The organism is Fictibacillus fluitans (genome assembly GCF_030418125.1).
Lineage (GTDB): Bacteria > Bacillota > Bacilli > Bacillales > Fictibacillaceae > Fictibacillus_C > Fictibacillus_C fluitans.
Genome location: NZ_JAUHTR010000004.1, coordinates 36,217 through 60,294, shown reverse-complemented (window position 1 = coordinate 60,294; position 24,078 = coordinate 36,217). Strand labels below are relative to the sequence as shown.

The window sequence follows — 24,078 nt, the reverse complement described above, 5'->3', positions numbered from 1 at the left end:
CCTAAAGTCTTTTAGTTATTTTGCTGCCAATCTCATTATATATTTTGAAAATAAAAATTAAAGACTTTATTCGTAAAATAAAGGTAAATGTTTTAAATTTTTGTAAAAAATAAGAAGAAATACCTATAAAATTCGGTACGTTCCACCTAGGTTTTGTAGGATTGTTCACTTTTAAACACAGAAAATGGCACTAAAAAAACTGCCTGCTTTGTAAGCGGGCAGTTCTTTTGGTTTATTCTTTGTAGTCCTTTGGGGAGTTGATTTTCGTTTCAGGATGCTCACTTTCCACGGGGCGTGCGGTGAGCCCATCCGGCGTAAACGCCTAAATGGTCTCACCTGTCACGCACATCCCGTAGGACAAGGAACACTTCGGCAGCGATACATCGCACGAAGAAAATGCGAATTTCATTTTCGAGGAGTCTCGCACCTTGCACTACAACAACTTATCAAGGAAGATTCCGAGCCCCCAAACTCAGTAGTTTTTAAAAAACTATAAAGGATCTAATGCCTGGTTGCTCTTCCTTTGATGAATTTATAGATCAGAACAATGACGGCTGCGATCAGGAGAATATTTATGAGGCCGCCGGCGATTTTGAACACAAGGCCCAATATCCAAAGTATGATCAGAATTCCAATTATGGTCCATAACATTGTCGCTCATCCTTTCTTACTGGTTTATAGGCTTTATTTTCCCCCAAACGGAAGCAAGTCAAACACCAAGGATGTTTTTTCCATGTTTATCGCAGCTGGATAAAGTGAATGGAACAACTGTAACCAATTTTAAGGAGGAATTTACCCATGGCTAAACCATTAGTGCGCGAATTTTCAACAGACCAGGAAGTTATTACTGCTGTTCAGGAACTTGAAACACGAGGAATCGATCAGGAAAACGTGTATGTACTTGCTCATGAAAAGGATGATACGAGGGCAATTGCCGATGCAGCAGATGCCAACACAATTGGTACACCTGAGCAGGGCCTTGGAACTGCCATTAAAAATGTCTTCCGAAAACGCGGTGACGAGCTTCGCAGTAAAATGGAAGAGATCGGCTTAAGCGCTTTGGAAGCTGATGAATATGAAAAGAAACTGGATCAAGGAAAAGTGCTTGTATTCGTAAAAGGTGAAAATAATCTGGATAGCTGGGTTTAATCATACGTTAAAGAGGCGGATTTCTTAAAAGAAATCCGCCTCTTTTTTTTATATTATTGTGGTTTTACCCAGATAAATTGATAGGGTTCAAGTTCGGTCTGCCGTTCGACTGTCTTGCCTGTCCAAAGGTCCGTTCCCCCTGTTGGCAGCTGAATGGATACTTTTTGGGATGCCGTGTTAACGGCGAAGAAAATTTGCTCATCGGTTTCTTTATTCCATCGCTCCAAAGCAAAAATCTCCGGTCCCAAATCCTTAACCTTCTGGTCCGCAAATGGTGAAAATGCGGACTCAGCCTGTCTGATTCTCATCATTTTTTTCAATCCGCCGAAAACGCCTCTTCTTCTATCTGACGTCTCCAGCTCGTTAATGAGTGCATCATAGTCCAGCTTTTCCCGGTTGATCCGCCGGTTAATGCAGGATTGCTCTACTCCCTGCAAATCGTTTCCTGAACCTAAAAGAGAGTGATAGTAAACGGCAGGAACGCCTATAAACGAGAAAAGGACGGAATGGGCTGCAAGCATCTTTTGGATTTGAACATCCTCTTCCTCATCCTCTCCTTTGTTGAGCAGGGCTTCCATATAGTTGATGTTCAGTTCATAAGGAGATTCGGTTCCATCCGGATTGCTTTTGTAGGATACCCTTCCTCCGTTTTCCTTTACTTTATCAACCAGCAGCTGCCGGTCTTTATCACCAAGAATGCCTTCAGTCGGCCTCATGCCGATGCCATCATGACTGGCCAAAAAGTTGAAATAGGTGGCATGGTCGGAGACCTTTTCAATGGAGCGGGCCCAATCCGACAGCTTAGCTGTTTCATGAACAGTAAAAGCATGAAGGACAAGCGGGGGCAGCGGAAATTGGTAAACCATGTGTGCCTCGTTCTCTCCGTCGCCCAAATAGCTGATGTTTTCCTTGTGCGGCACATTTGTTTCGGTGATCAGCTGTGTGCGGCTTTCCAAATAATCAAGAATCAGCCGCCAAAGCTGGATAATTGCATGGGTTTCCGGCAAATGGATACACGCTGTGCCCGACTTCTTCCATAGGAAGCCGATTGCATCGAGCCGTATGCTTGTCCCTCCCCGGTCAGCATACATAAGCAGAATGTCGGTCATTTCCAGTAAAACAGGAAAATGGCTGAAATTCACGTCGACCTGATCTTCACTGAAGGTCGTCCATGCCGTTTTCTTTCCGGAAGTACTGTTATAGCTGTGAAAAAGAGGAGTAGTTCTTGGACGTACTACGCTCGAAGCATTAAACCCGCTGTCTTCCGGAATGAAGTAATGCCGGTATAACGGATCGTCTTTAAGAAATCCTTTAAACCAGGAACTGGACTTTGAGATGTGATTGGCCACAAAATCAAACATCAAATGAAAATCATCCGACAGACGGCTGATGTCTTCCCATGATCCCAGCTCAGGGTTGATTTCACGGTAATCCACTACCGAAAATCCGTCATCCGAGGTATAAGGGAACATAGGCAGCAGATGGACATCGGTAATTTCATCGCCCGCTTGTGTGTTCAAAAACTGATGCAACGCGGCGAGAGGGGAGATCCCCTCTTTTTGAATGCTGTCTCCGTACGTGATCAAATAAACATTTTTTTGTGATAAAGGGGATGAAGAAGGCGTGTCCTTCTCTTTCCATTTTTGGACAAGGGACACCAGCTGTTCCGTTCTTTCCTCTGCGCCATCCTTGCCATATACGGCCATTAAAAGACCTTCTGCTTCCTGCATAAATTGCTGTTTGTTCATTTGCTGTGCCCTCCTTCCATTTCCAGCTTCAACGACACATAGCTTAATGGCTGAATGACCACTTCCCCGTCCTGAAGCTCCACTGAATGTTTTTCATTCAGCTGAACGATTGAGCAATTTTTAAGTTCTTCACCAGTAAGCATGAATGCCTGAGGCTGTTGGGTCGGGTTAAACAGGCGAAGAATCAGCGCTTGCCCGTCATGCGCTTTTTTCAAAGCAGAAAAGCGCACGTGCGGATTGCTGTTTTGAACCAGGCTGAAACGCTGCGGCAGTTCATTCACCGGATAAGGGATCTCGAAACGGTCGAGTCGCTCTTCAAACGTATTTAGCGATTGCTTCTGATAACCCGCCTGATGGCCGCGGAATTGGTCGGCAGCCTGGAACAGTTCTGTTTCCTTAAGCGGGCCGCTCACATAATACGCATAGTCGAATTGCATGTCCTGTTTCATCTGGGCGTCAGGTGTCAACACCACTTTGTTGTTGATGCCCGACGCTCTCCCCGGACGCCATGCAAGATGGTCACGCCCCAGAAGGCCGACACTCCTGAAGAGAGTGAGCGCGTGTTCCCCTGTTTCCTTTAGAAGCTGATATTCTTTGATCCCCTTGGAGAAAATTGCAGCGGTATGCTCGCCGTTTGCTGTTCCAGCCAAGTTTTCAAGCGGATAAATCGGTACCGGCGCCTCCGCATACCCCTTTTCACGCCAATTCTCGAAATAAGGATTGACCGTCGGCCGTTCAATCAGGCTGAATCCCTGGTCTGCAAAAGAAAATTCCGGCTGCTCCACAGGTGTTTTAAGCAGTACACGCACCCTATGATCACCTACAGAGTTTTTGATATGATGTGTGATGCGTACAAAAGGTTCTCCCCCTAGCAGGTGAAGACGGGTGCTGATGTGAAGCCGTTCTGTCGCGTTCCGTTGTTTCCGTCCCTCAAGTCCTGCCGGAACAACCAGTGTATGAGCCATCTCCATTTCCTCTGAGCGGTTTCCCTTTTTAACAGAAACCAATTCCAGTTCGCCGCTGTAAACCGGCACATCTCCCTCAAGAGGCGAATAATCATAGGAGTCTCCCGCATCCGCCGTATCCTCAAAGCGAAGCACGTCGGCCACGCGTAAGCCGGTCTTCTTGTTCAATACATTGAGCGTTCCATTTTCCACTGTAACCTGCAGCATATCATTTTCGATCATTTGCTCATCTGCAGAGGAGATTAAAGAACTGTTTTCCTCTGCGGACTGAATTTCAAAGGCGCTGTAGCCCATGGCAGGCAGGGAGACGTCATGAAGCAGCACTTCGTTTCGGTAATATCCCGGAGCATCTACTTCTTTTTCTCCATCTGCAGTCACCACAATGGTTTTTCCGCCTGAAATGTATTCTTGTTTGATAAGGTCAAAGAAAACGGAACGTCCCGATTCATCAGCGACCTTAAACTCTTTTTCCTTTGTAAAAAGAACGGCGGAGTGCTGCCCCTGATACGGTTCAGGAAGAAGATGAAAAGCAACATAGATGGATTCTTTGCCTGTGCTGTGGGAAATGGCTTCGGTCACCTGCTTTTTCAGCAGATTCAAACAGCCGTCCGCCATGCGGATCACTTTTTTCAAGCGATTGACAATTTCCTGGTTGGTGTCATCCGAGTTGCATCCGCCAATACTGTCATGCGCATGCACATCAAACATCATCTTCCACATCTCATCCAGCCAGGCCTGAGGATAGCGGAATCCGAGAATCGAAGCGATGGAGGCGAGCGGTTCAAGCTGATGAATCAATTTGTCTTCCGCATCATCGTTCAGCTTTTTGATGTCATACCGCTGGGAACGGATCGTATTGTGAATCCTTGATTTTTGTGAAGCAATTAACTCTCCGTCGATTGTGTTTGTGAACCGGCCTTCTTCCTCCCAGGTGTCCTGCATGAAGGTTTCGAAGTCTGAAAGGACATATTCATACTCTCCATCCTGTTCATTGAGCGCCTTCACGGTTTGTGGGAAATGCTCACGCACCAGCACCTGGTCTCCGCCAGCTGGCAATAGGAGCTTATCGGTGTCCTGATTCAGTTCCGCCAGCTTGTCGAGGATCGGGAGCAGCCGTTCTTTTTGATAGTCCTGATCAGCTGACAGGAACTTCCCAGGACCGTAGCCGAAATAGATGTTGTTGGCTTTGATGCTCTCCCCGTCAGGAGATGTCCAGTGGAAATTCAAATTTCCTTTCAGCTCGTCCGTGTATACTCCCCGCTGGAGAATGCTGTAGTCGATATCAAACTGTTTAAAAATGGAGGGCAGGTATTGATTTTGGCCAAAAATGTCAGGCAAATAGCCGACATTCATACTGTGTCCCATTTTCTCCGCGATCCGCGTTCCGTACAGCAGGTTTCGGATGAGCGACTCTTTATGGATTAACAGAGAGTCTGCCTGTGTATACCATGGCCCGACAAAAATCCGTTTGTCAGCAATCAGGCGGGAAAGCCGCTCTTTTTCCTCCGGACGGATTTTCAGGTATTCATCGAGAATGGAGCTCTGCGCGTCAAACACATAGCCCGAATACTCTTCATCCTGCTCCAGCACGTCCATCAGCCTGTCCATATTCTCCACAAGAAGCAGATTGGAATCTTCAATTGTAAAATACCATTCCCGATCCCAGTGGGAATGCGGTACAACGTAAACTTTTTTCTTTTTCATTTGTGTCCCTCCCAGAAGCTAGTCAAAGCAATAAGGGGATCATCTTATCAGCTAAGAAGAACCCCTCATCTATTTACGCTCTCTCTTTGCGTTTCAAAAGAGCAAATCGGATAAAAATATTGGCAAAAGCGATAAAGGCGGCACCGACAGCGAGGCCGATGAGGTACGCCCAAAGATTTTCTACAAGCGGCCAGCCCCAGACTGCGGGCAGCGGGAACCATTGTACAGCACCCAGCAATACGGCCGTGCTTGATCCAATGATTGCTCCCAGAATGTTAATAGGAATGGTAATGACCGGATTGCGAAGCATAAATGGAATTGCGCCTTCACTGATGGCAATAAAGCCGAGTATAAGTGACGTATTTCCTGCCACCCGCAAATCCTGGTCAAATACGCGTCGTCCAACCACATACTTATCAATAACCGTTGCCAATCCCAGTCCAATCGGCGGGATAACAATAGCAAGCACACGCGCCGTTAGCGGGTAGACATGGTCTGCCGCAAGACCGATGGCAATCGCTCCTGCCGCTTTGTTGATCGGACCTCCAAGGTCAAATGCGGTAGCTGCTGCAATAATGGAGGCCAATACGACCTGTCCTGATCCTTGTGCGGATTCAATCCATCCGCGTAAAAGTACGTTCAATCCGCCAAACACCGGATCAACGATAAAATAATTCAATAGGAAAATCGATAGTACGCTGACAGCCGGAATAATAAACATCGGCTTCATCGCCTGGAAATTCTTGTTCAGCTTTACTTTTTTGTTTAAGAAACGGCAGATGTACCCCGCCGCAAGCCCAAGAATCAGTGCTCCGAAAAATCCTGAAGGCACACCGTCGGGATTGTTCCAAAATGTAAAATGCAATCCTGCTGCAAAGGCACCGCCAATAAATCCGGCTACAAGCCCGGTCCGGTCGGCAAGCGAATAGGCAACAAATGCAGCGAAAATAGGATACATAAATTTAAAAATCATCGCTCCGTATTGGTCGAGATAATGAAGAATGACATACAAATCGTTGGCATGCTTGGCATACTTCGGATCACTGATCTCATTAACGAGCCCAAAAGGCATCGCTCCAAGTTTGGCAATACCGACCATGAGCCCCGCCGCCACAATGACCGGAATCATGTAGGAAATTCCCGTCATGACGGCCTGCACCATATCCTTGAAGAAACCGCCGCTCTGCTGCGTTTCTGCTGCTGCACCTGAATCCGCCTGGCCATCAATCACTCCATCCGGGTTTTCAAGCGCTTTATGGATCAATTCCTTGCCCCGTCTGAGTGGTTCTGCAACCCGTGTCTGAACAAATGGTTTGCCGGCAAATCGTTCTTTTCCTTTAGGGGCGATATCCGTCGCAAAGATCACGGCATCTGCCTCTTGAATGGTCTGCCTGCTGTGCTCATCCTCCAGCCCGTTGGCTCCCTGTTTTTCAACCAGAACCCGCACACCCAGCTCCCGTCCTGCTTTTTCAAGCGCTTCGGCAGCCATGTATGTGTGCGCGATTCCCGCTGCACAGGCTGTAATGGCAACAACCGTTTTCGTAAATGGCCGCTCAGCCTCTGGCGCCTCCTCGTCCGTTTGATCGAGGGCCTCCAAAAAGGCTTCTGGTGAACGTGCGGCCATGAGCCGGTCCATGTATTTTTCGTCCATTAAGCGTGTGCTGAGTTCAGACAGCACTTTTAAATGTGTGCTTCCTGCTTCAGCTTCTGGAATGGCGAGAAGAAATACAAGCTGCACCTTGTTGTCAGGATCAATGCTTTCCCAGTCGCCGATCGGCTGGTCGAGACGGGCTACAGCAAACATGGCTTCTTTTACCGATGCCGATTTGCCATGGGGTATGGCAAGCCCTCGTTCCAATCCCGTTGCGGAAATCTCCTCTCTTTTAATAACCGCTTCCATAAAATCTTTTGCAGAGGAAAGAACTCCCTCTTTATCCAAAGCAGAAACAAGCTCATCGAGCACTTGAACCTTTGTTTGTGCTTTACTGTCAAATATCACTAAGCCAGAACGTGTCATGTTCTTTAAATCCACGATGTCTCACTCCTTGTCTTCCCTGATGATGAAACCACTTACATAAATGCTATATCTCATTTGTAACACAGATGGGAGCGTTTTCTTTGTACAGTCACTGTACATTTGTACAGAATGCCAGACCGCCACCGGGGCAGGCGTCTGAATAAGGTGAGTAGAGACATGCTATACTGAAAAAAAGAACACGCGAAATGAGGCACAAACGATGGGGAAATTAGCGGATTATTTCGGAAGCAGGCTTTCCGGGTTGACCCCTACTGAAAAGCAGGCATTTTATTATATGGACCAGCACCTCGACAAAGCGAAAAGCTTGTCCCTGACTGAAATAGCAAAGGTAAACAACGTAAGTACCACTACCATAGTCAGATTGTCACATAAACTGGGCCTCGAGGGATTTTCTGAATTAAAGTATGTATTAAAATCGAAGGATTATACCGTTTCACCCGAAAAAGTGGATCCGCTTTCGAGGTACAAGGAGGAATTTCTTTCTTCGTTTGAAACGATCCGGCGTTCACAGCTGGAGGATGCGGCAGAAAAAATGAGAAACGCCAAACGAGTAATCGTGATCGGGGTCGGCCTTTCCAAGATGATGGCTGAATACTTCAGCAAGCTCCTGATGCAGACCAACAAACCGACACACTACACCTATGAATCGCATATGATTGACCTGCTGCCCAATATGGTTGAACCGCAGGACCTGATTATTTTCATTTCATCAAGCGGAGAAACGAAAACACTCCTTCAGGCAGCGGAAAAGCTGTCCTATCTTCCGGCAGATACAGCCGCCATTACGAATTCCCCCGATTCATCACTAAGCGGCCTGGTTAAAAACAGCCTCAGCTTTACGGTACAGAGGGTTCAGTTCGCTGGATACGATATTACCGCCCGTTCCTCGCTCATGCTGCTGATCGACCTGCTGTTTGAGACCTACCTGAAGAAGGTAGGGGAGAAGGGATAACTCACCGTTTGTCCCTTCTTGCTTTGTCCATACCTTCAGCCTGCCGTTTGACATGAAAGTCATTGGCCAGGGAAATGGCCGGGCGCATAACAAGCTGAAGGCTGCCGGCAATGAAAAGCCAGGCCGCCACTGTCTGGGTCGATTCAAAAAGAAAAAGGATGCTTCCGGACAAAAACCAGAGTCCAATCATAAAGTCATTAAGGGTGTAGAGGGTTTTATACCTTTTCCGCACCCAAACTTCGTAGTTTCCAATCTCAAGGTTAAGATAATCTTCTTTATTTTTTAATTTTGGCAACCTGTTCACACCTTTCTTCATTCCTGTTCTCTACTGTTTACCCCAACTCACCTCTAATAAAAAAAGCCCGGGATATCCGGACTTTTATAAATGCGATTAAGATACAGAAACCGTAACAGAACAATGCTTTCTTATAAAATCGAGGACCTCGCTGTTAAAACGGTCTGGCTGGTCTACATTGCAGACATGGCCGCAATTCTTCAAAACAAGGAGGCTGGAATACTTTTTTCGGCCAATCATCATTTGGATGGCGGGAAGGAACATATAATCTTCTTTTCCCATGATATATAGAGTGGGTACGGGAGCTTCCCTTTCTCTCATGTCCTTTAAAAAAGGATTAATCCGCATGGTGAGGGTAAACCATCGCTTAAATTCCTTCTGACACAATTTTTTTGCCTCCCTGATGAACAGGGACCTTGAGTGTTCGTGATGCTTATTCGGCATGATGACCCAGGCGAACAGCCGGTACAGCCACATAAACGGAACGAAGGCTTTTACGGCATTTCCCAACCGGATCAGCAGCCTGGAACGCAGATTAAGCTTCATGACCGCTCCGCCCAGTGTCATCGACCGGACACGGGACGGCTCCATTTCCGCAATCGTTTGGATAAGGATCGTACCGAGCGAAATGCCGACAAAATGAGCGCGTGAAATATCGAGGTGATCCATGACTTCCAGCACATCTTCGCTGATGTTTTGAAACGAATAGCTGCGAAACAACAATCGTTTGGATTTGGAACGCCCGTGGCCTCTCAGATCCAAAAGAAGAATATTAAATTCTCTTTTGAACTCGCGTATTTGTTTATACCAAATCGAAGAGCTGCCGCCCGCGCCATGCACAAAGACGATCCACTCGTGATTGGGACTCTTTAGATAGGTTTTATAATGAAGCATGCATACCTCCAGCTGCCTGTCGAATAGGAAATTCATTTAACAGGCTCATTGTAGCACAGAAGAAACCTCCCGGGCCCCGTTATATTTTTACAGGATTTTGTCAAAACTATTGTCAGCTAATATAATAGGAGTATAGAAGATTGATAGATTACATAAAGGAGGCGGATCCATTGAGTAAAGAAAGCTCATTTGACATTGTTTCGAAGATCGACCTTTCCGAGGTGGACAATGCGATAAACATCGCGATGAAAGAAATCAAAACCCGCTATGATTTTAAAGGAAGCAAAAGTGACATTTCCCTGGACAAAGGCAGCGAGGAGCTAACACTGGTTTCCGATGATGAGTACAAAATGGAGCAGCTGAAGGACGTATTGATCAGCAAGCTGATCAAACGGGACGTTCCTCTTAAAAACCTTGATTACTCCAAAATCGAGCAGGCATCCGGCGGAACTGTTCGCCAGCGTGCCAAGCTGGTGCAGGGCATCGACAAAGACAACGCCAAAAAAATCAACACGATCATCAAAAATTCCGGTGTTAAAGTGAAAAGCCAGGTGCAGGATGACCAGGTGCGGGTATCCGGCAAGAACCGTGATGATCTTCAACAGATCATCGCAGCGATCCGCGAGGCTGATTTGTCGATTGACGTGCAGTTCATTAATTATCGCTAAAAGAAAGAACCCGAGGCCTTGTGCTCCGGGTTCTTTACGTTATGCTTCATTTTATTTAAAATCCAGCCTGCCACCGGCATGAGCCGGTTCCTTTTTCAGTAAAGCCTTTGGAAAGATAAAGGTCCAGGGCATGCTGGTTTCAGGAGGCAGCTGAACCTGCGGAATGGTAAATGCCATTTCCGCGATCAGCACACCGTCCTCGCTATACGCAAACACTGTATCCTTTATGGCGAACGGACCGCTGCCAAAGTTATGGATCAGGCACGTAACGAGAAGGTCTCCTTTATGGTTTGAGGCGGAACGTATGAGCGGGAACGCAACGCTCTGCTCGTTCTCTTCCAACGTCTCATTAAAAATTTCCTCAATCATTGTGCGATCCTGCTCTGCAATGGTCTTGTCCCATGCACGTTCATAGATCAGACGCTGCATACGTTTCCTCCTTCTGACTGCTGTGCTTCCTTTCAGGCTTTCAAGCGTTTATACAGCGCGTGAGTGCCGCTGTTTTCTTCACCCATTTCGGCCAGTTCTTCGTACAGATCTTTGGCCAGCTGCAAGCCGGGTGTTAAGATCCCCATCTCACCCGCTGATTCGAGCGCAATCTTCATGTCTTTAATGAAATGTTTTACATAAAATCCAGGTTCAAAGTTTCCGCTTATGATCCTTGGTGCCAGATTCGAAAGCGACCAGCTTCCCGCCGCTCCGGATTCAATGCTTTTCAATACCGTATTTGGGTCCAAACCCGCTTTTTCGGCATAAATTACGGCTTCGCAAACACCGATCATCCCAGAGGCAATGGCAATTTGGTTGCACATTTTCGTATGCTGGCCCGCACCCGCTTTACCCTGATGGACAATATTTTGCCCCATCCGTTCAAAAACAGGCAAAACCGCTTCAAAATCTTCCTTTTCGCCTCCGACCATGATGGAAAGCCTTGCTTCCCTGGCTCCCACATCTCCGCCTGATACGGGGGCATCCAGCGCATGAAGGCTTAATTCCTTCGCGCGGGCATCGATTTTCTGTGCAAGCAGCGGGCTTGAAGTCGTCATATCAATCAGATAAGACCCTTGCGCCGCGTTTTCAAGGATGCCGTTCTCCCCGAAATACACCTCTTCCACGTCCGATGGATAGCCCACCATGGTAATGATGACCTGAGAGGTTTGTGCGACTTCCGCAACCGTCTCCTTCCACTGTGCTCCCTGCCCAATCAATTCCTCTGCTTTTTCCTTTGTTCTCGTATAAATATGTACCGGATGTCCTGCCTTCAGCAGGTGGGAGGCCATGCTTTTTCCCATCACGCCTGTCCCCACAAAACCAACTGTCTGTTTCTCGCTCATGCTTCATCCTCCTTCTTTTATCTTGGTTTCATTATAGAGAATATACAGATAACATACTAATCTTTTGCTAAACAAAGCTCTCTTCAAGTATGGTAAAAGGAAGAGAACAGACAGGGGGAGTATGCATTGAAATTATTAATACTGGGAGCAACAGGCCGTGTCGGAAGCGAAATCGCCCTGCTCGCGGCCAAAGACGGACATCAGGTGAATGTTCTTGTCAGGACCCCTGAGAAGCTTCCGCCCGAATTAACTGCGCTGCAGGTGTATAGTGGGGATGCAACGGTAAAAGAAGATATCGAACAGGCCATCGAAGGCTGTGAAGCGGTAATCAGCGCGCTCGGTACTGATGGCGGAACGGTCCTTACGGATACTGTTCCACTTGTCATCAAAGCGATGCAGGACCGCGGCAGCAAGCGGCTGCTGACGATTGGTACAGCAGGTATCCTGAACAGCCGGACTGAGCCTGATCTGCTTCGCTACCAATCCAGTGAATCCAAACGGAAACTGACCCGTGCCGCACGCGAGCATCATGAGGCGTATCTTGCCATCAAGGAATCGTCATTGGATTGGACCATTGTTTGTCCGACCTATTTGCCGGACGGCCCGATTACTGGCAGTTACCGCACGGAAAAGGACTACCTGCCTCTTGAAGGAAAGCAGATCAGCACGGGAGATACAGCACATTTTGCCTACATTCAGCTGGCATCAGAAGAATTTCTGCATTCCCGAGTTGGTATAGCTTATTGAATTAGCAGCTAATCTGAGTTGCTTCTAGCAGTTGATTTCCGTTCCAGGATGCTCGCTTTCCGCAGGCGGGCGCTGAGCCTCCTCGTCGCAGGCTCCTGCGGGGTCTCATCTGTCCCGCTTTTCCTGCCGGAGTCTCGCACCTTGCACTCCAATCAACCGACAATGAAGCCTTATACTACATTCTTCAAAGCAGACAGGAAGAAATAAAAAAATAAAACAACCCGGACAGGTTCTCCTGCCCGGGCTGTTTTGGTTTTACTCTTCTGTTTCCTCGAAATACTGGAGCTCTTTTTCCAAAATATCATTCACTTCAAGCTCGGTAAGATTGGTCTTTCTGGTCAGGTAATCAACGAGATCATCCATGTCGACATCGGCATTCTGCAATTCAAAATAATGGCCTTCCTCTTTCAATACGAGGCGGATGTTTTCCTCGCTGTAAGACGTGCTGTCCTTGATATACAGTATGGCATCTTCCGTTTTTTGCTGATCGCTCATGTTCTATTCCTCCTTGTTTCGGATTCATTCTTATTACTACCCGTTTCCATCAAAGCTATTCGGTTCTTTTATGTAAAAAAAGAAGCAGGAGCGTTCCTGCTTCTTAATAATACGGGGAGATCATCAAATAAACAATAACACCGGTTAAGCTGACATACAGCCAAAGCGGCATGGTCCATCTGGCGATTTTCTTGTGCTTGGCCACCTGCATGTTCAATCCGCGGGCTAGTGTAAACAAAGCAAGCGGGACGATCAATGCAGCTAGGATAATGTGAGTGATCAGAATAAAGAAGTAAATGTACTTCAATGGCCCTTCTCCGCCGTAGCTGGTGGATTCTGACAGATAATGATACGTCACATACGAAAGTAAAAATAAAAAGGTAGTCGTAAAGGACGCGTAAATAAAACGCTTGTGCATTTTAATATTCTTTCTCAGGATGAAAAACAATGCCGCAAGCAAAAAGACAAAGGTAAAGCTGTTAAAAATCGCATTCAGCCTCGGCAGTAAGTGAACATCAAATGCCACATGTCCGTTGTAGGCCGGCAGGAAAAATAGTATAACTACAAGAACGTTAATCGCTATCGAAAGCCCGATTACAAGAGGCGTATAGTTTCTCTGTTTCACTTCAGAATTCGAATGGTCGCTCATGGCTTGGCCCTCCTAATATCATCTAATATCGCTTCCTATTCTACCATTGTAGACAACAAACCCCAAGCTAACTCCCCCTTGAAACAGGGGTTTTGAACCATCTGTCAAAAAAACTACAAATTTCCGTGTGATAGAAGTCCTTTTCAGTCTTATTCATGAAAAAATCCCCCGGCTCCAAAAACCAGGGGATGTTCTCAAACACTATGCTTTTTGCAAAAATGTTTTGTCGTCAATCTGCGCCTCCCATCTTCTCACTTCACTCATGACTGATTCGACACAGCCGGGTTCAAACGGAGATACCAGCCCGGCGATATTCACGAGCTCGGTAAACGGCAGGCTGCCGCCCTGCTCACAAAGCTCCAGGTAATCCTGCCATGCGGCTTTATAATTTTCCCTCGAGCGTTTCCAGAACTGAAGGGCACAAACCTGGGCCAGCGTGTAATCGATATAATAGAACGGAGTCCGGTAGATGTGCGTCTGCATTTGCCAATACCCGCCTTCTTCCAGGAACGGGATACCGTCATGATCCCGGTGCGGCAAATATTTATTCTCCAGCCGGCGCCATTCCTGTTTTCGTTCCTGTGGCGAAACATCCGGATTCTCATACACAAAATGCTGGAACTCATCCACGGCCACTCCGTAAGGAATGAACTTCACGGCTGCGGTCAGATGATCGTACAGAAAACGGTCGGTATCACCTCCGAAGAAGCGGTCCATCCACGGATAGGTGATGAGCTCCATGCTCATGGAATGAATCTCGCAGGCTTCAAGCGTAGGAAACTGGTATTCCGGCACCTCGTAGCCCCTGCTCGTGTAGACCTGGAAGGCGTGGCCCGCTTCGTGCATCAACACCCGCACATCACCCTGTGAGCCATTGAAATTGGTAAAGATGAACGGTGACTGGTATTCGCTGATATACGTGCAATACCCTCCTGGCGCCTTTCCTTCCTTCGCCATAAGATCGAGCAGTTCATTTTCCACCATAAAGGTATAAAACTCATCCGTTTCAGGCGACAGCTCCTTGAATACCTCTGCTCCCTGTTCCACGATCCACTCGGCATCTCCCTTTGGCTTCGGGTTGCCTTCCGGGAAGCTGAAGGATTCATCATATATTTTCAGAGAATCCACGCCAATGCGCACCCGCTGTTTTTCACGCAGCGTATTGCAGAACGGAACAATATGTTCTTTAACCTGGTCACGGAAAACCTTTACCATGTTTTTGTCATAATCGGTCCGGTTCAGCCGGTTATACGCAAGCTCCACAAAGTTTGAAAACCCGAGCTTTTTGGCGATGGTGGTACGCACCTTTACAAGTTCATCATAGATTCTGTCGAGCTCTTCTTTATGATCATTAAAAAAGCCAAATTGCGCCTTCACCGCCTGCTTTCTTGTATTTCTGTCCGGGGACTGAGTGAACGGCGTCAACTGGGCAAGTGTTCTCTTCTTTCCCTGAAACTCGATTTGAACGGAAGAGGCCAGTTTCACATACTGGCTTTTTAGCCGGTTCTCCTGTTTCAAAGCCTCCAGCACTTCAGGGGAGTACGTCTTTAATTCTGTATCCGCCAGGTTGAATAAATGCTTCCCCCAACGGCTTTCCAGTTCTTTTCGATAGTTGGACTTCACGAGCGCACGGAAGAAGTCGCTGACCAGCCCCTGATAAAGCGGGCCATTTTCATCCATAAAATCATGTTCTTCCTTATAAAAGGCATCCTCTGTATTGCTTGTATAACGAATATGTACGATATTTTGCATGCTTTCAAAATGGTTGCGGAGCGATACGATCTCCGTCAACAGCTGATCCTGGACCTCAAAAGACGGCGCCAGCTCAAACCTTTTCAACTTTTCATGAAAATCCTGCTGAAGCTGGTTCATATCAGGGCGTTTATACTCAAACTGACTAAATTTCATCTGATCTTCCCCTTTCTCTACCTTCCCTAACTTCTACAAAACGTCTGCTTTTTCCTTTTTTGGAGAAGCTGTTGGAAGTGAATCCTTTGGTAAATAATAAAAAAACTAGTTTCTACAGCTGCAGGTGTTTTATCATAGAGATAATAGCATTTTTACAGGAGCGTAGCGCATGAATTCTTTTTCTCATTCAAAAGATCCATTCAAGGGGACATTCGGAAGTCTCGAAAGCCTGGCAGATACCATCAGTGAAGTCCTTCACTGCCCGGTGACGATTGAAGATGCCAATCACCGGCTGCTGGCATACAGCACACATGAAGACAGCACAGACCCTGCACGGATCGCCACCATCATTGGACGCCGTGTACCGGAAAAGGTCATTAACAGCCTTTGGAGGGACGGAGTGATTCCCCGCCTGCAGTCGAGTGACGAACCGCTTCGTATCTCATCCATTTCAAAGGTGGGACTCGGCGACCGGGTAGCCGTCTCCATACGCAAAAACGAAGAAGTTCTTGGCTACATCTGGGCGCTTGAGGTTGACCGGCATATTGCAGAAGAAGAGCTGGGACTTCTGAAGATGGCGGCCCAATCGGCCAAAAACCAGCTGCTGCAGCACTACACCGGTTCACGGCGTAAACAGGAGAGCCTTCAGGAGTTCTTTTGGAAACTGTTAACCGGACATATGAATACTGAGGAAGCGATTCTCGGCAGTTTAAGAGAGCTTGGAATCATGCCAGGTTCACCGGTCTCTGTACTCATTTTTCAATTCCCTCAGGAAATCGATGCGGCTTTCGAGAAAAACGTAAGCTATATTACTTCCGTTAACCAAAGTGTAAAAGCCCAGCTGACAGCCACAGATGAAAACCAGATGATCATGCTTGTCACCTCCTCACGAAAAGAGGAACTTCGTGACATCCTTCAGGAATTCATCCGCTCCTTTACGCAGCAGATGGCTGAACGGTTCGGTGTAAAAGGAATTACCGCCGGCTTTGGGGGAGTGTATTCGACCTATCAGCTTACTGAAAAAAGCTTTAAGGAAGCTCAGCAGGTGATCAAAATCAAAGACCGGTTTTCAGAAGGGGTGGAAGACCTTTTTGGCTATGAAAGTCTTGGCATCTATCAATTTCTCGATGTGATCCATGAACAGCAGCAGGCAAGCCGTTACCGCAATCCCTCACTTGCCAAATTGCAGGAATATGACCGGCTCCACAAAACCGATTTGTACGAAACGCTCGACACCTATCTGTCAGCAGGCTCCAACACGCATCAGACGGCAGCCATCCTGCACATCCACTTGAACACCCTGACCTACCGGCTGAAACGGATCGCCGAGGTCGGCCAGATTGATTTTAAAAATACGAACCAGAAAACGATGCTTTATCTTGATTTACAAATACAGCGTCTTTTTTATTGAGGAGCATTTGTGAAATTTCACAAATGGTTCTCTTTCTTTTTTATTTTCCTCACAAAGAAATTTAAAAAAGAAAGGATTATACTGAAAACACAGAAATGAAAACGCCATCATTTCAGACGGCGCAAGGAGGATTTACAATGATTATTGGTGTACCTACAGAGATTAAAAACAACGAGAATCGCGTAGCTCTGACGCCTGCGGGTGTTGTAGCATTAATAAAAGCAGGTCATGAAGTATTGGTGGAAACCAACGCAGGTGAAGGAAGCGGCTTTCCGAACGAAGATTATGCTTCAGCCGGCGCTACAATGATCGACAGTGCTGCAGATGTCTGGGCGAAATCCGATATGATCATGAAAGTAAAAGAACCACTAGCATCCGAGTACAAGCATTTCCGCTCCGGATTGATTCTTTTCACTTATCTTCACCTTGCAGCCGAGCCTGAACTTGCTGCTGCGCTAACCGAAAGCGGCGTAACAGCCATCGCTTATGAAACTGTTGAACAAAACCGCACACTTCCGTTGCTGACTCCGATGAGTGAAGTTGCCGGACGTATGTCCGCTCAAATCGGCGCACAGTTCCTTGAAAAACCAAAAGGCGGAAAAGGAATTCTGCTTGGCGGCGTACCAGGAGTAAAACGCGGAAAAGTTACCGTCATCGGCGGCGGTGTCGTTGGAACAAACGCAGCAAAAGTAGCCGCTGGACTTGGTGCAGACGTAACCATCATCGACTTGAATCCTGACCGTCTCCGTCAGCTTGAGGATATTTTTGGAAAGAGCGTACAGACATTGATGTCCAGCCCGCTGAACATTGCAGATGCTGTTGCTGAATCTGACCTCGTGATTGGTGCTGTACTTATCCCGGGAGCAAAAGCACCTAAGCTTGTAACCGAAGAAATGATCAAGTCTATGAAGCCTGGATCTGTTATCGTAGACGTGGCCATCGACCAGGGCGGAATCTTTGAAACAGTCGACCACATCACGACTCATGATAACCCAACATATGTAAAACACGGAGTAGTTCACTATGCAGTAGCGAACATGCCTGGTGCAGTGCCTCGTACTTCTACAATTGCGCTAACGAACGTTACCGTTCCTTACGCTCTTCAGATCGCAAACAAAGGTGTGAACGAAGCGGTTCTTTCAAATCCGGCATTAAAATTGGGTCTTAACGTTGCCGGCGGCCATATTACGTACGAAGCAGTCGCTAAAGATCTTGGATACGAATATCTTTCTGCAGAAGCAGCGCTTGAAAAAGCCTTTCAAGCCATCTAATAATGAATAAACAAAACACCTTCCTCTCTTTTGACTAGAGGGGAGGGTGGTTTTTTGTTTTGACTAATATTTCCCGGTAAATAATTTGTCGAAATCAGCGTCACCATTGCTTTCTTGTTCGGTTTCTCCTATAATTAAGCCTTGTGCAAAACTAAATACTACGCGGTTCGAGAACTCCCGCTGTATCAAAACTAGGAGGTTATTATCGTGTTTAACGTTTACTATGGCGTTATGTTTGCCCTCGTGAACTTTATCTTATTTTTAATCTGTTACCGGCTATTCGGAAAGCAGGGATTATATGTCTGGGTGGGTGCAGCCACCATATTGGCCAATATTCAGGTCGTGAAAACGATAGAAATGTTCGGTTTAGTAATGACACTTGGTAATACTATGTATTCCACAATATACCTTTCTACCGACTTGCTGAATGAAAAGTACGGTCAGAAAGAAGCCAAAAAAGCGGTATGGTTTGGATTTTTCACCCTGATCATGACGACGGTCATCATGCAGATGGCATTATTTTTTGAACCCGCACAGAGCGACATCGCGCAAAAGTCGATGGAAACGCTGTTCGGTTTAATGCCCCGTCTTGCGGTTGCCAGCCTTTCTGCATACCTGATCAGCCAGTTTATTGATGTACGGCTGTTCTCCATGCTGAAAAAGGCATTTCCGGGATACGGACAGCTATGGATCCGCAATAACGGAAGTACGCTGCTAAGCCAGCTTATCGATTCCCTCGTATTTTGTACGATCGCCTTTGCCGGTGTGTACGAGTGGAACGTATGGTTTGAGATCTTCATTACCACCTATTTGCTTAAATTTATCGTATCGGCAGCCTCGACTCCCGTTATTTATATTGCAAGGAGCTTTAAATTTAAGACAGAAAAAAGCGAAGCCTGATTGTGGCTTCGCTTTTTTTGAATTTATGAAAATGACGTGATATGCAAGTATTCTTTGTCGAAGCGCAAATAATTTGTGTCGAACCGCAAGTAAATGGCCGATAATCGCAACTAAATCGTGTTGAACCGCAAGAATTGAGCTCACTTCCGCAAGTAACCGCCGCCACAACAAAAGACAGGGACATTGCCCTGCCTTATCATCTCTTCCTATTTTTTCATTTCCTGAATCATGGTGTCCAGCATCTTATTTCGCTCGGCCAGTTTCTGGTTGATCTGTTTTTGGATGAGCAGCATCTGATCCAAATGGGAACTGATCTTTGCTTTATCCTTCGCTTTAAGAGCAGCTCTCAGACTTTTCTTCTCTGCCTTTTCCTGATTCTTGAGCGATTTCATCTCCATATGAAGCTTTTTCATGCTTTGGTGATGCTGCTTCATTTTCGGATTTTTATGCCAGCTTCCTGGCTTGTTGCTTTTCGTATGAAGCTGTAAAAGGGTATCCTTTTTCATCACCGCTTCTTTTTTCAGCCCATAATACTCAGCCTTTAAGCGGTTTTTCTCATGCAGCTTGTCCTTGTAGGGTGCAAGCTGCTTCCACATATGGTCCCTGTGCATGTGGTGAGGCTGTTCGCTGGTTGTACCTTGAGCATGAGCAGCCAGAGCCCCGGCAAAAATGCCGATACCCAAACAGAGAGCGGCAGCCCAAATAATCACACGTTTCATGATGTTCATTCCTCCTTTTATTAGGTGATACATCATTAGTGTGAACAGAAAAAAAAGAAAATATAGGAAAAACATTATGTGATTTTTTTCATAACTCCCTACAGATGCCGGAGCACCCGGTTCACCGTCTCCCTGCGCAGGCCGACAAACTGTCCGATCTCCTCCTGGGTCAGGACATCCTTCACTGACAGATCCGGAAAGTATTGCTGAAACCAGTTTTGCAGCAGCAGTACGCGGTCCTTTGTTGACACTGCCGTCAGCTGGTCGATGCGCTGCTGCATCATGCGAAGTCTTGTTTGCAGCAACTGTGCCACTTCCCGGTACTTTTCCGGGTTTTCTGAGAGCCCCCTGTACCACTGCTTTTCCGGTATCACTTCGACCTCAGCCGGAAGAAGGGCGATGGCGGTTCCATGATAATCCTTTTGGCTGATCAACGAGTGATGGGGAATAACTTCTCCCGGCAAAATTAAATTAAGCAGGGATGCCGTTCCGTCCTCATGAACACGGACCACCTTAAGAAGCCCGCTTTTCAGTTCAAAAAGCGGACCGCTTTCCCCTTGCCGAAACAATACTTCTCCCTTATGTAAAAACATGCTTGCCCACCTCTTTGTATAGTCTTTTATAACTATACCATGTCAATAATGGCGGTTGGCCTTTTAATAGTCTCTTCCTTTACCTGAATCCGATATTTCCTGAAGATCCTCAGGATACGGCTGAAACCAGCTTTGACGGAGCAGCTCATCGTTTTCAAAACGGTACGCCCATGATTTCAATAAAGCAAGTACACTTGAAAAAGGCTCCTTTTTTTCTGCCACCTTATCCGTCAGCTCGAGAAAATGCGATTTTTCCCTTTCATTCAATCGGGCTTCAAACGTTTTTACCATTTCCCTCGCGGCATTCAGGCTGGAATCATAGCGCGCGGTCCGCATAAAAAGACGCTGAAGTCCTTTTTCGTACAATGAAAAAAGTTCATTTGTCGCACGCTGGTCCTTATTTTTTAAAAGGCGTGTCAGCAGCTTGAGTGTTGGACGGCTGTAAGCCAGAAATAAATACCGATTGTTTTCATGAAAGTCATGAAGCCCTTCCAACGACTGCTCTTTCTTTAGTTCCCTGTAGGCGGCAAGGAGAAAAATCTTCGTAAAAAAACGTTCTCTGATCAAAAAGTTATTCAGCCGTCCTTCATCCTCCACCGCCAGATGGCCGTACTTCTCCAGCACTTTTCCGCCGAAAAGCCCGCTGCTTGAGCCCACCGCCGGACCCTTTTCAGTAGAGGTGTACAGCTTCACCTCTTTAAGCCCACAGGAAGGAGAACGGCTTTTTAATATAAAACCATCGATGAGTGCCAAAGACTCCAGATAGTCATCCGAAAACTCAGTCATATCCGCTGTGACGTCCCGCTCCGTTTTGGGCTGCATCAAACGCTGCTCCCCATTTTGCAGTACGATGCGAATGGTTTCTCTCGGTGTACCGAGCCCGATTTCCACTTCCGGACAGACTGTCAAAAATTCTACGTACTTCATCAGCTTCCGGATTGTCGGATGATGGATGACGTCACCGTTATATCGGCAGCTATCAAACTCAAGACACCGGCTGACCACAAGCCTTGGCTTTGCAAATGCTCCCATGACCATACTCCTTTTTTATCAGCATAGGAGCATTGTGTCCCAATTCGTAACGATTTATATGGAATACGTAAGAAAATCGCCTTTATGCCCGCCCATTTTTTCATAAAACCGCTGGGCCCGTTGGTTGTCCTCAGCCGTCTCCCAAAGCATGGCCGCATAGCCATACTCGTCGGCATACCTCTTGCAGGCTTGAAATAAGCCGGCGGCTGCACCGCTTCCCCGGCTGTCTTCGGCTACATACAAATCATTCATAACCACGATTTTATCAGCCCTGGTGGTGCTGTATGTAAAATAAAGCGTGGCAAATCCTTTAAGGGTGCCATCCTGTTCCGCTACAAACTGAAGCCCTTGCTCTCTCTCCATCAGAACCGCGATCAGGTCATCCAGCTTCTGGTCGCTTGGCTTCGGGCTTTTGTAGAAGTCCACAATATACTGGAGCATGAGTGCCTTCAACTGAGGTTCATCTCCCTTATTACTCATTCGAATGATTGCTTCCATCTTCATTTCCCCTTTCGGTTACTTTTGACTGAAACTCATCTCTGTGTACTCTTCGATCTCCTGGTAGCCAATACTTATGTATAACTTGTTCGCGGCAGCATTCGCTGCATCAGCGTAAAGCGTACAATAGGCAGCGCCTGTTTCAAGCAGACATTTGCTTAGATTCGCCACGCAAGCTTTGGCGTACCCTTTCCTCCTGTATTCCTTTGGTGTATGTACCATATGGATCGTCGCATGATTTGGGGTCTGCCTTGTCAGTGCTGCCATGCTGACAGGCTCCGGCCGTTCGTTTTCCCAAAAATAGATGCTATTTTCCTCAATCATTTCTTTGGCTGTGACCAGCGCTTCATTTTCTGTAAGCAAAGAGCGGTTTTCAATCCCCATCTCATACAGCCAGCTTCCTGCCTGATCAACGTCCTGTAAATTCCCTTGCCGGAGATTCCCATCGCTAATCGAGGGAAAGGAAATGTCATTTGTTCTATAGAGCTTTATGCGGGAGATTACCCGATGCGTATTACCGGTTTGATGCTCCCATTCCTTCGCAAAGGCCTCAGCCAGTGCTGCAGGAGCGGAAAGCCGGGCAATGCCCCAGTCCTCATCGATCAGCTTTTGAACGACCGATTCCACTCCTTCTTTCTCTCCAAAAAGCAGCAGAGGATCAGGAGGCGCCATATACGCCACAAGCTGAGTCTTGTTCTCTTCCTTCACCATGCACAGAAAAGGCGGATTGTGTCTGGATGTTTTCTTCTCAAGTTGCTTCATGCAGCTGGATTGAATCAATCCGCTGGCTGCTTCCCGCTTCATTAGAAACGGCAGTGCAGCTCTGTAAAAATCATGTACGGTACTGTAGGATTCCAGCTTCATTTTTCCACCTTCTTTTACATCTGATTTCTGCCCAATCCTTAAGTATTTCTTTAAAAGGACGGAGCAAACCTTCTTTTACTATCAACAAGCATATTCATTGGCTTTCCTGCAAGATTCCCTTTATGATGGCTAAGAGGCATCATAATTTTAATAGATGAAAGGTTTGGTGAAGAAGATATGACAGAACAAAAAAATCAGCACATCTTATTAACAAGCCGTCCTAAAGGTATGCCTTCCATGGAGAACTTTACATTTGAAGACATCGAGATTCCAGAACCGCAAAACGGACAGGTACTTCTTAAAACGTTGTACCTTTCAGTTGACCCTTATATGCGGGGAAGAATGAATGACACAAAATCGTACGTACCACCGTTTGAATTAAATCAGCCGGTTAACGGGGGAATTGTTGCCGAAGTGATTCAATCCCGCTCAGGCGAACTGGAAGAAGGGGACCTGGTCATCGGAAATCTGCCTTGGGCACTCTATTCCACTGCAGGCGAACATGAAGTCCGCAAGCTTGATCCTGAACTCGCTCCTCTTACAACCAATCTCGGTATTCTTGGAATGCCGGGCCTCACTGCTTACTTTGGATTGCTGGATATCGGTAACCCGCAGGAAGGGGAAACCGTCGTGGTATCCGGTGCAGCCGGTGCAGTAGGCAGCACCGTCGGCCAAATCGCCAAAATTAAAGGCGCACGCGTCGTCGGTATTGCCGGATCCGAGGAAAAAGTGAATTACCTGAAAAATGAGCTGGGCTTTGATGCCGTAATTAACTACCGCGAAGCCGGGAACATCCGCCAGGCACTGAAAGAAGCATGCCCCGATGGCGTGGATGTTTATTTTGATAATGTCGGCGGGGAGATTTCGGATGCCGCTATCAGCCTGCTGAACAAAAATGCGAGAATTCCGCTATGCGGCCAGATTTCCCTGTATAATCTTGAAAAACAGGATGTGGGACCACGCATCCAAGGTCAGCTGCTGATCAACAGCGCACTGATCAAGGGATTCATCGTCAGCAACTACGCCTCCCAGTTTGAGGAAGGCGCGAAGCAGCTCGGACAATGGCTTCAAGAAGGAAAACTGAAATACGAAGAGAATGTCGTCGAAGGCTTTGAAAATACCATCGATGCATTCCTGGGCTTATTTAAGGGAGAAAACCTGGGAAAACAGCTCGTAAAAGTGGCTGATCCCAGCAAATAATAATCAGTAACGCCCCGGTTCCTTTCCGGGGCTTTTTTTATTTT

Annotated in this window: 24 protein-coding genes; 8 read left to right on the top strand and 16 right to left on the bottom strand. The window is 46.8% G+C overall.

Annotated features, from left to right (window positions below):
- Positions 1-501: 501 nt before the first annotated feature.
- The gene (locus QYB97_RS09530; protein WP_301165768.1) at positions 502-651 is read right to left on the bottom strand and encodes a lmo0937 family membrane protein; all 150 of its coding nucleotides are present in this window, start codon (positions 649-651) and stop codon (positions 502-504) included.
- A gap of 147 nt (positions 652-798) precedes the next feature.
- On the opposite strand from QYB97_RS09530, the gene QYB97_RS09525 reads away from it, so the two are divergent.
- Positions 799-1,149, top strand: a complete 351-nt coding sequence (locus QYB97_RS09525; protein ID WP_301165767.1) for a YflT domain-containing protein — start codon at positions 799-801, stop codon at positions 1,147-1,149.
- 53 nt (positions 1,150-1,202) lie between these two features.
- Here QYB97_RS09525 and QYB97_RS09520 read toward each other — a convergent pair whose 3' ends face one another.
- The 3 genes from QYB97_RS09520 to QYB97_RS09510 all read right to left on the bottom strand — a co-directional run bounded on the left by QYB97_RS09520 (position 1,203) and on the right by QYB97_RS09510 (position 7,598).
- Complete coding sequence (locus tag QYB97_RS09520) at positions 1,203-2,897, bottom strand: sugar phosphorylase (protein ID WP_301165766.1); 1,695 nt, start codon at positions 2,895-2,897, stop codon at positions 1,203-1,205.
- Complete coding sequence (locus QYB97_RS09515; RefSeq protein WP_301165765.1) at positions 2,894-5,566, bottom strand: glycoside hydrolase family 38 N-terminal domain-containing protein; 2,673 nt, start codon at positions 5,564-5,566, stop codon at positions 2,894-2,896. The genes QYB97_RS09520 and QYB97_RS09515 overlap by 4 nt, the downstream gene beginning before the upstream one ends.
- A 73-nt stretch (positions 5,567-5,639) precedes the next feature.
- On the bottom strand, positions 5,640-7,598 hold the full coding sequence (locus QYB97_RS09510) for a fructose-specific PTS transporter subunit EIIC (protein WP_301165764.1): 1,959 nt from the start codon (positions 7,596-7,598) through the stop codon (positions 5,640-5,642).
- Positions 7,599-7,803: 205 nt separating this feature from the next.
- Between QYB97_RS09510 and QYB97_RS09505 the strand changes: the two genes are divergently transcribed.
- On the top strand, positions 7,804-8,556 hold the full coding sequence (locus QYB97_RS09505) for a MurR/RpiR family transcriptional regulator (RefSeq protein ID WP_301165763.1): 753 nt from the start codon (positions 7,804-7,806) through the stop codon (positions 8,554-8,556).
- Between the two features lies 1 nt (position 8,557).
- Here the strand turns inward: QYB97_RS09505 and QYB97_RS09500 are convergent, their stop codons facing one another.
- Both QYB97_RS09500 and QYB97_RS09495 read right to left on the bottom strand, forming a co-directional pair.
- Positions 8,558-8,851, bottom strand: coding sequence for a YrhK family protein (locus tag QYB97_RS09500; protein ID WP_301165762.1), 294 nt, complete (start codon positions 8,849-8,851; stop codon positions 8,558-8,560).
- Between the two features lie 96 nt (positions 8,852-8,947).
- Positions 8,948-9,745 (bottom strand): alpha/beta fold hydrolase, encoded by a 798-nt coding sequence (locus QYB97_RS09495; RefSeq protein ID WP_301165761.1) that lies wholly within the window; start codon positions 9,743-9,745, stop codon positions 8,948-8,950.
- Positions 9,746-9,915: 170 nt separating this feature from the next.
- On the opposite strand from QYB97_RS09495, the gene QYB97_RS09490 reads away from it, so the two are divergent.
- Positions 9,916-10,413, top strand: coding sequence for a YajQ family cyclic di-GMP-binding protein (locus QYB97_RS09490; RefSeq protein WP_301165760.1), 498 nt, complete (start codon positions 9,916-9,918; stop codon positions 10,411-10,413).
- Positions 10,414-10,464: 51 nt separating this feature from the next.
- Here QYB97_RS09490 and QYB97_RS09485 read toward each other — a convergent pair whose 3' ends face one another.
- On the bottom strand, positions 10,465-10,842 hold the full coding sequence (locus QYB97_RS09485; RefSeq protein ID WP_301165759.1) for an SLAP domain-containing protein: 378 nt from the start codon (positions 10,840-10,842) through the stop codon (positions 10,465-10,467).
- A gap of 32 nt (positions 10,843-10,874) precedes the next feature.
- On the bottom strand, positions 10,875-11,747 hold the full coding sequence (locus QYB97_RS09480; RefSeq protein ID WP_301165758.1) for an NAD(P)-dependent oxidoreductase: 873 nt from the start codon (positions 11,745-11,747) through the stop codon (positions 10,875-10,877).
- Between the two features lie 126 nt (positions 11,748-11,873).
- Here QYB97_RS09480 and QYB97_RS09475 point away from each other — a divergent pair, with 126 nt between their 5' ends.
- Entirely contained in the window at positions 11,874-12,494 is a 621-nt protein-coding gene (locus tag QYB97_RS09475) for an NAD(P)-dependent oxidoreductase (protein WP_301165757.1), read from the top strand.
- A 255-nt stretch (positions 12,495-12,749) separates the two neighbouring features.
- On the opposite strand, the gene QYB97_RS09470 is transcribed toward QYB97_RS09475, so the two are convergent.
- The 3 genes from QYB97_RS09470 to QYB97_RS09460 form a co-directional block, all read right to left on the bottom strand.
- Positions 12,750-12,989 carry a hypothetical protein gene (locus tag QYB97_RS09470; protein WP_301165756.1) on the bottom strand — a complete coding sequence of 80 codons (240 nt, stop codon included), beginning with the start codon at positions 12,987-12,989 and terminating at the stop codon, positions 12,750-12,752.
- Positions 12,990-13,092: 103 nt separating this feature from the next.
- Positions 13,093-13,638, bottom strand: a complete 546-nt coding sequence (locus QYB97_RS09465) for a DUF420 domain-containing protein (protein WP_301165755.1) — start codon at positions 13,636-13,638, stop codon at positions 13,093-13,095.
- Positions 13,639-13,839: 201 nt separating this feature from the next.
- Complete coding sequence (locus QYB97_RS09460; RefSeq protein ID WP_301165754.1) at positions 13,840-15,546, bottom strand: M3 family oligoendopeptidase; 1,707 nt, start codon at positions 15,544-15,546, stop codon at positions 13,840-13,842.
- A gap of 169 nt (positions 15,547-15,715) precedes the next feature.
- On the opposite strand from QYB97_RS09460, the gene QYB97_RS09455 reads away from it, so the two are divergent.
- The 3 genes from QYB97_RS09455 to QYB97_RS09445 all read left to right on the top strand — a co-directional run bounded on the left by QYB97_RS09455 (position 15,716) and on the right by QYB97_RS09445 (position 19,128).
- Positions 15,716-16,957 carry a PucR family transcriptional regulator gene (locus QYB97_RS09455; protein WP_301165753.1) on the top strand — a complete coding sequence of 414 codons (1,242 nt, stop codon included), beginning with the start codon at positions 15,716-15,718 and terminating at the stop codon, positions 16,955-16,957.
- Between the two features lie 137 nt (positions 16,958-17,094).
- The gene (ald, locus tag QYB97_RS09450; protein WP_301165752.1) at positions 17,095-18,228 is read left to right on the top strand and encodes an alanine dehydrogenase; all 1,134 of its coding nucleotides are present in this window, start codon (positions 17,095-17,097) and stop codon (positions 18,226-18,228) included.
- 207 nt (positions 18,229-18,435) lie between these two features.
- Positions 18,436-19,128, top strand: a complete 693-nt coding sequence (locus tag QYB97_RS09445) for a queuosine precursor transporter (protein ID WP_301165751.1) — start codon at positions 18,436-18,438, stop codon at positions 19,126-19,128.
- Positions 19,129-19,334: 206 nt separating this feature from the next.
- On the opposite strand, the gene QYB97_RS09440 is transcribed toward QYB97_RS09445, so the two are convergent.
- The 5 genes from QYB97_RS09440 to QYB97_RS25275 form a co-directional block, all read right to left on the bottom strand.
- Positions 19,335-19,847: a hypothetical protein gene (locus tag QYB97_RS09440; RefSeq protein ID WP_301165750.1), complete on the bottom strand. Its 513-nt coding sequence runs from the start codon at positions 19,845-19,847 to the stop codon at positions 19,335-19,337.
- Between the two features lie 98 nt (positions 19,848-19,945).
- Positions 19,946-20,440, bottom strand: a complete 495-nt coding sequence (locus tag QYB97_RS09435; RefSeq protein ID WP_301165749.1) for a Crp/Fnr family transcriptional regulator — start codon at positions 20,438-20,440, stop codon at positions 19,946-19,948.
- Between the two features lie 63 nt (positions 20,441-20,503).
- A complete protein-coding gene (locus QYB97_RS09430; protein ID WP_301165748.1) occupies positions 20,504-21,472 on the bottom strand; it encodes a YbgA family protein in 969 nt (322 codons plus the stop codon).
- A gap of 54 nt (positions 21,473-21,526) precedes the next feature.
- Positions 21,527-21,970, bottom strand: a complete 444-nt coding sequence (locus QYB97_RS09425; RefSeq protein WP_301165747.1) for a GNAT family N-acetyltransferase — start codon at positions 21,968-21,970, stop codon at positions 21,527-21,529.
- A gap of 18 nt (positions 21,971-21,988) precedes the next feature.
- Positions 21,989-22,834 carry a GNAT family N-acetyltransferase gene (locus QYB97_RS25275; protein WP_301165746.1) on the bottom strand — a complete coding sequence of 282 codons (846 nt, stop codon included), beginning with the start codon at positions 22,832-22,834 and terminating at the stop codon, positions 21,989-21,991.
- A 177-nt stretch (positions 22,835-23,011) separates the two neighbouring features.
- Here QYB97_RS25275 and QYB97_RS09415 point away from each other — a divergent pair, with 177 nt between their 5' ends.
- Entirely contained in the window at positions 23,012-24,034 is a 1,023-nt protein-coding gene (locus tag QYB97_RS09415; protein ID WP_301165745.1) for an NADP-dependent oxidoreductase, read from the top strand.
- The last annotated feature ends 44 nt before the right edge of the window (positions 24,035-24,078 follow it).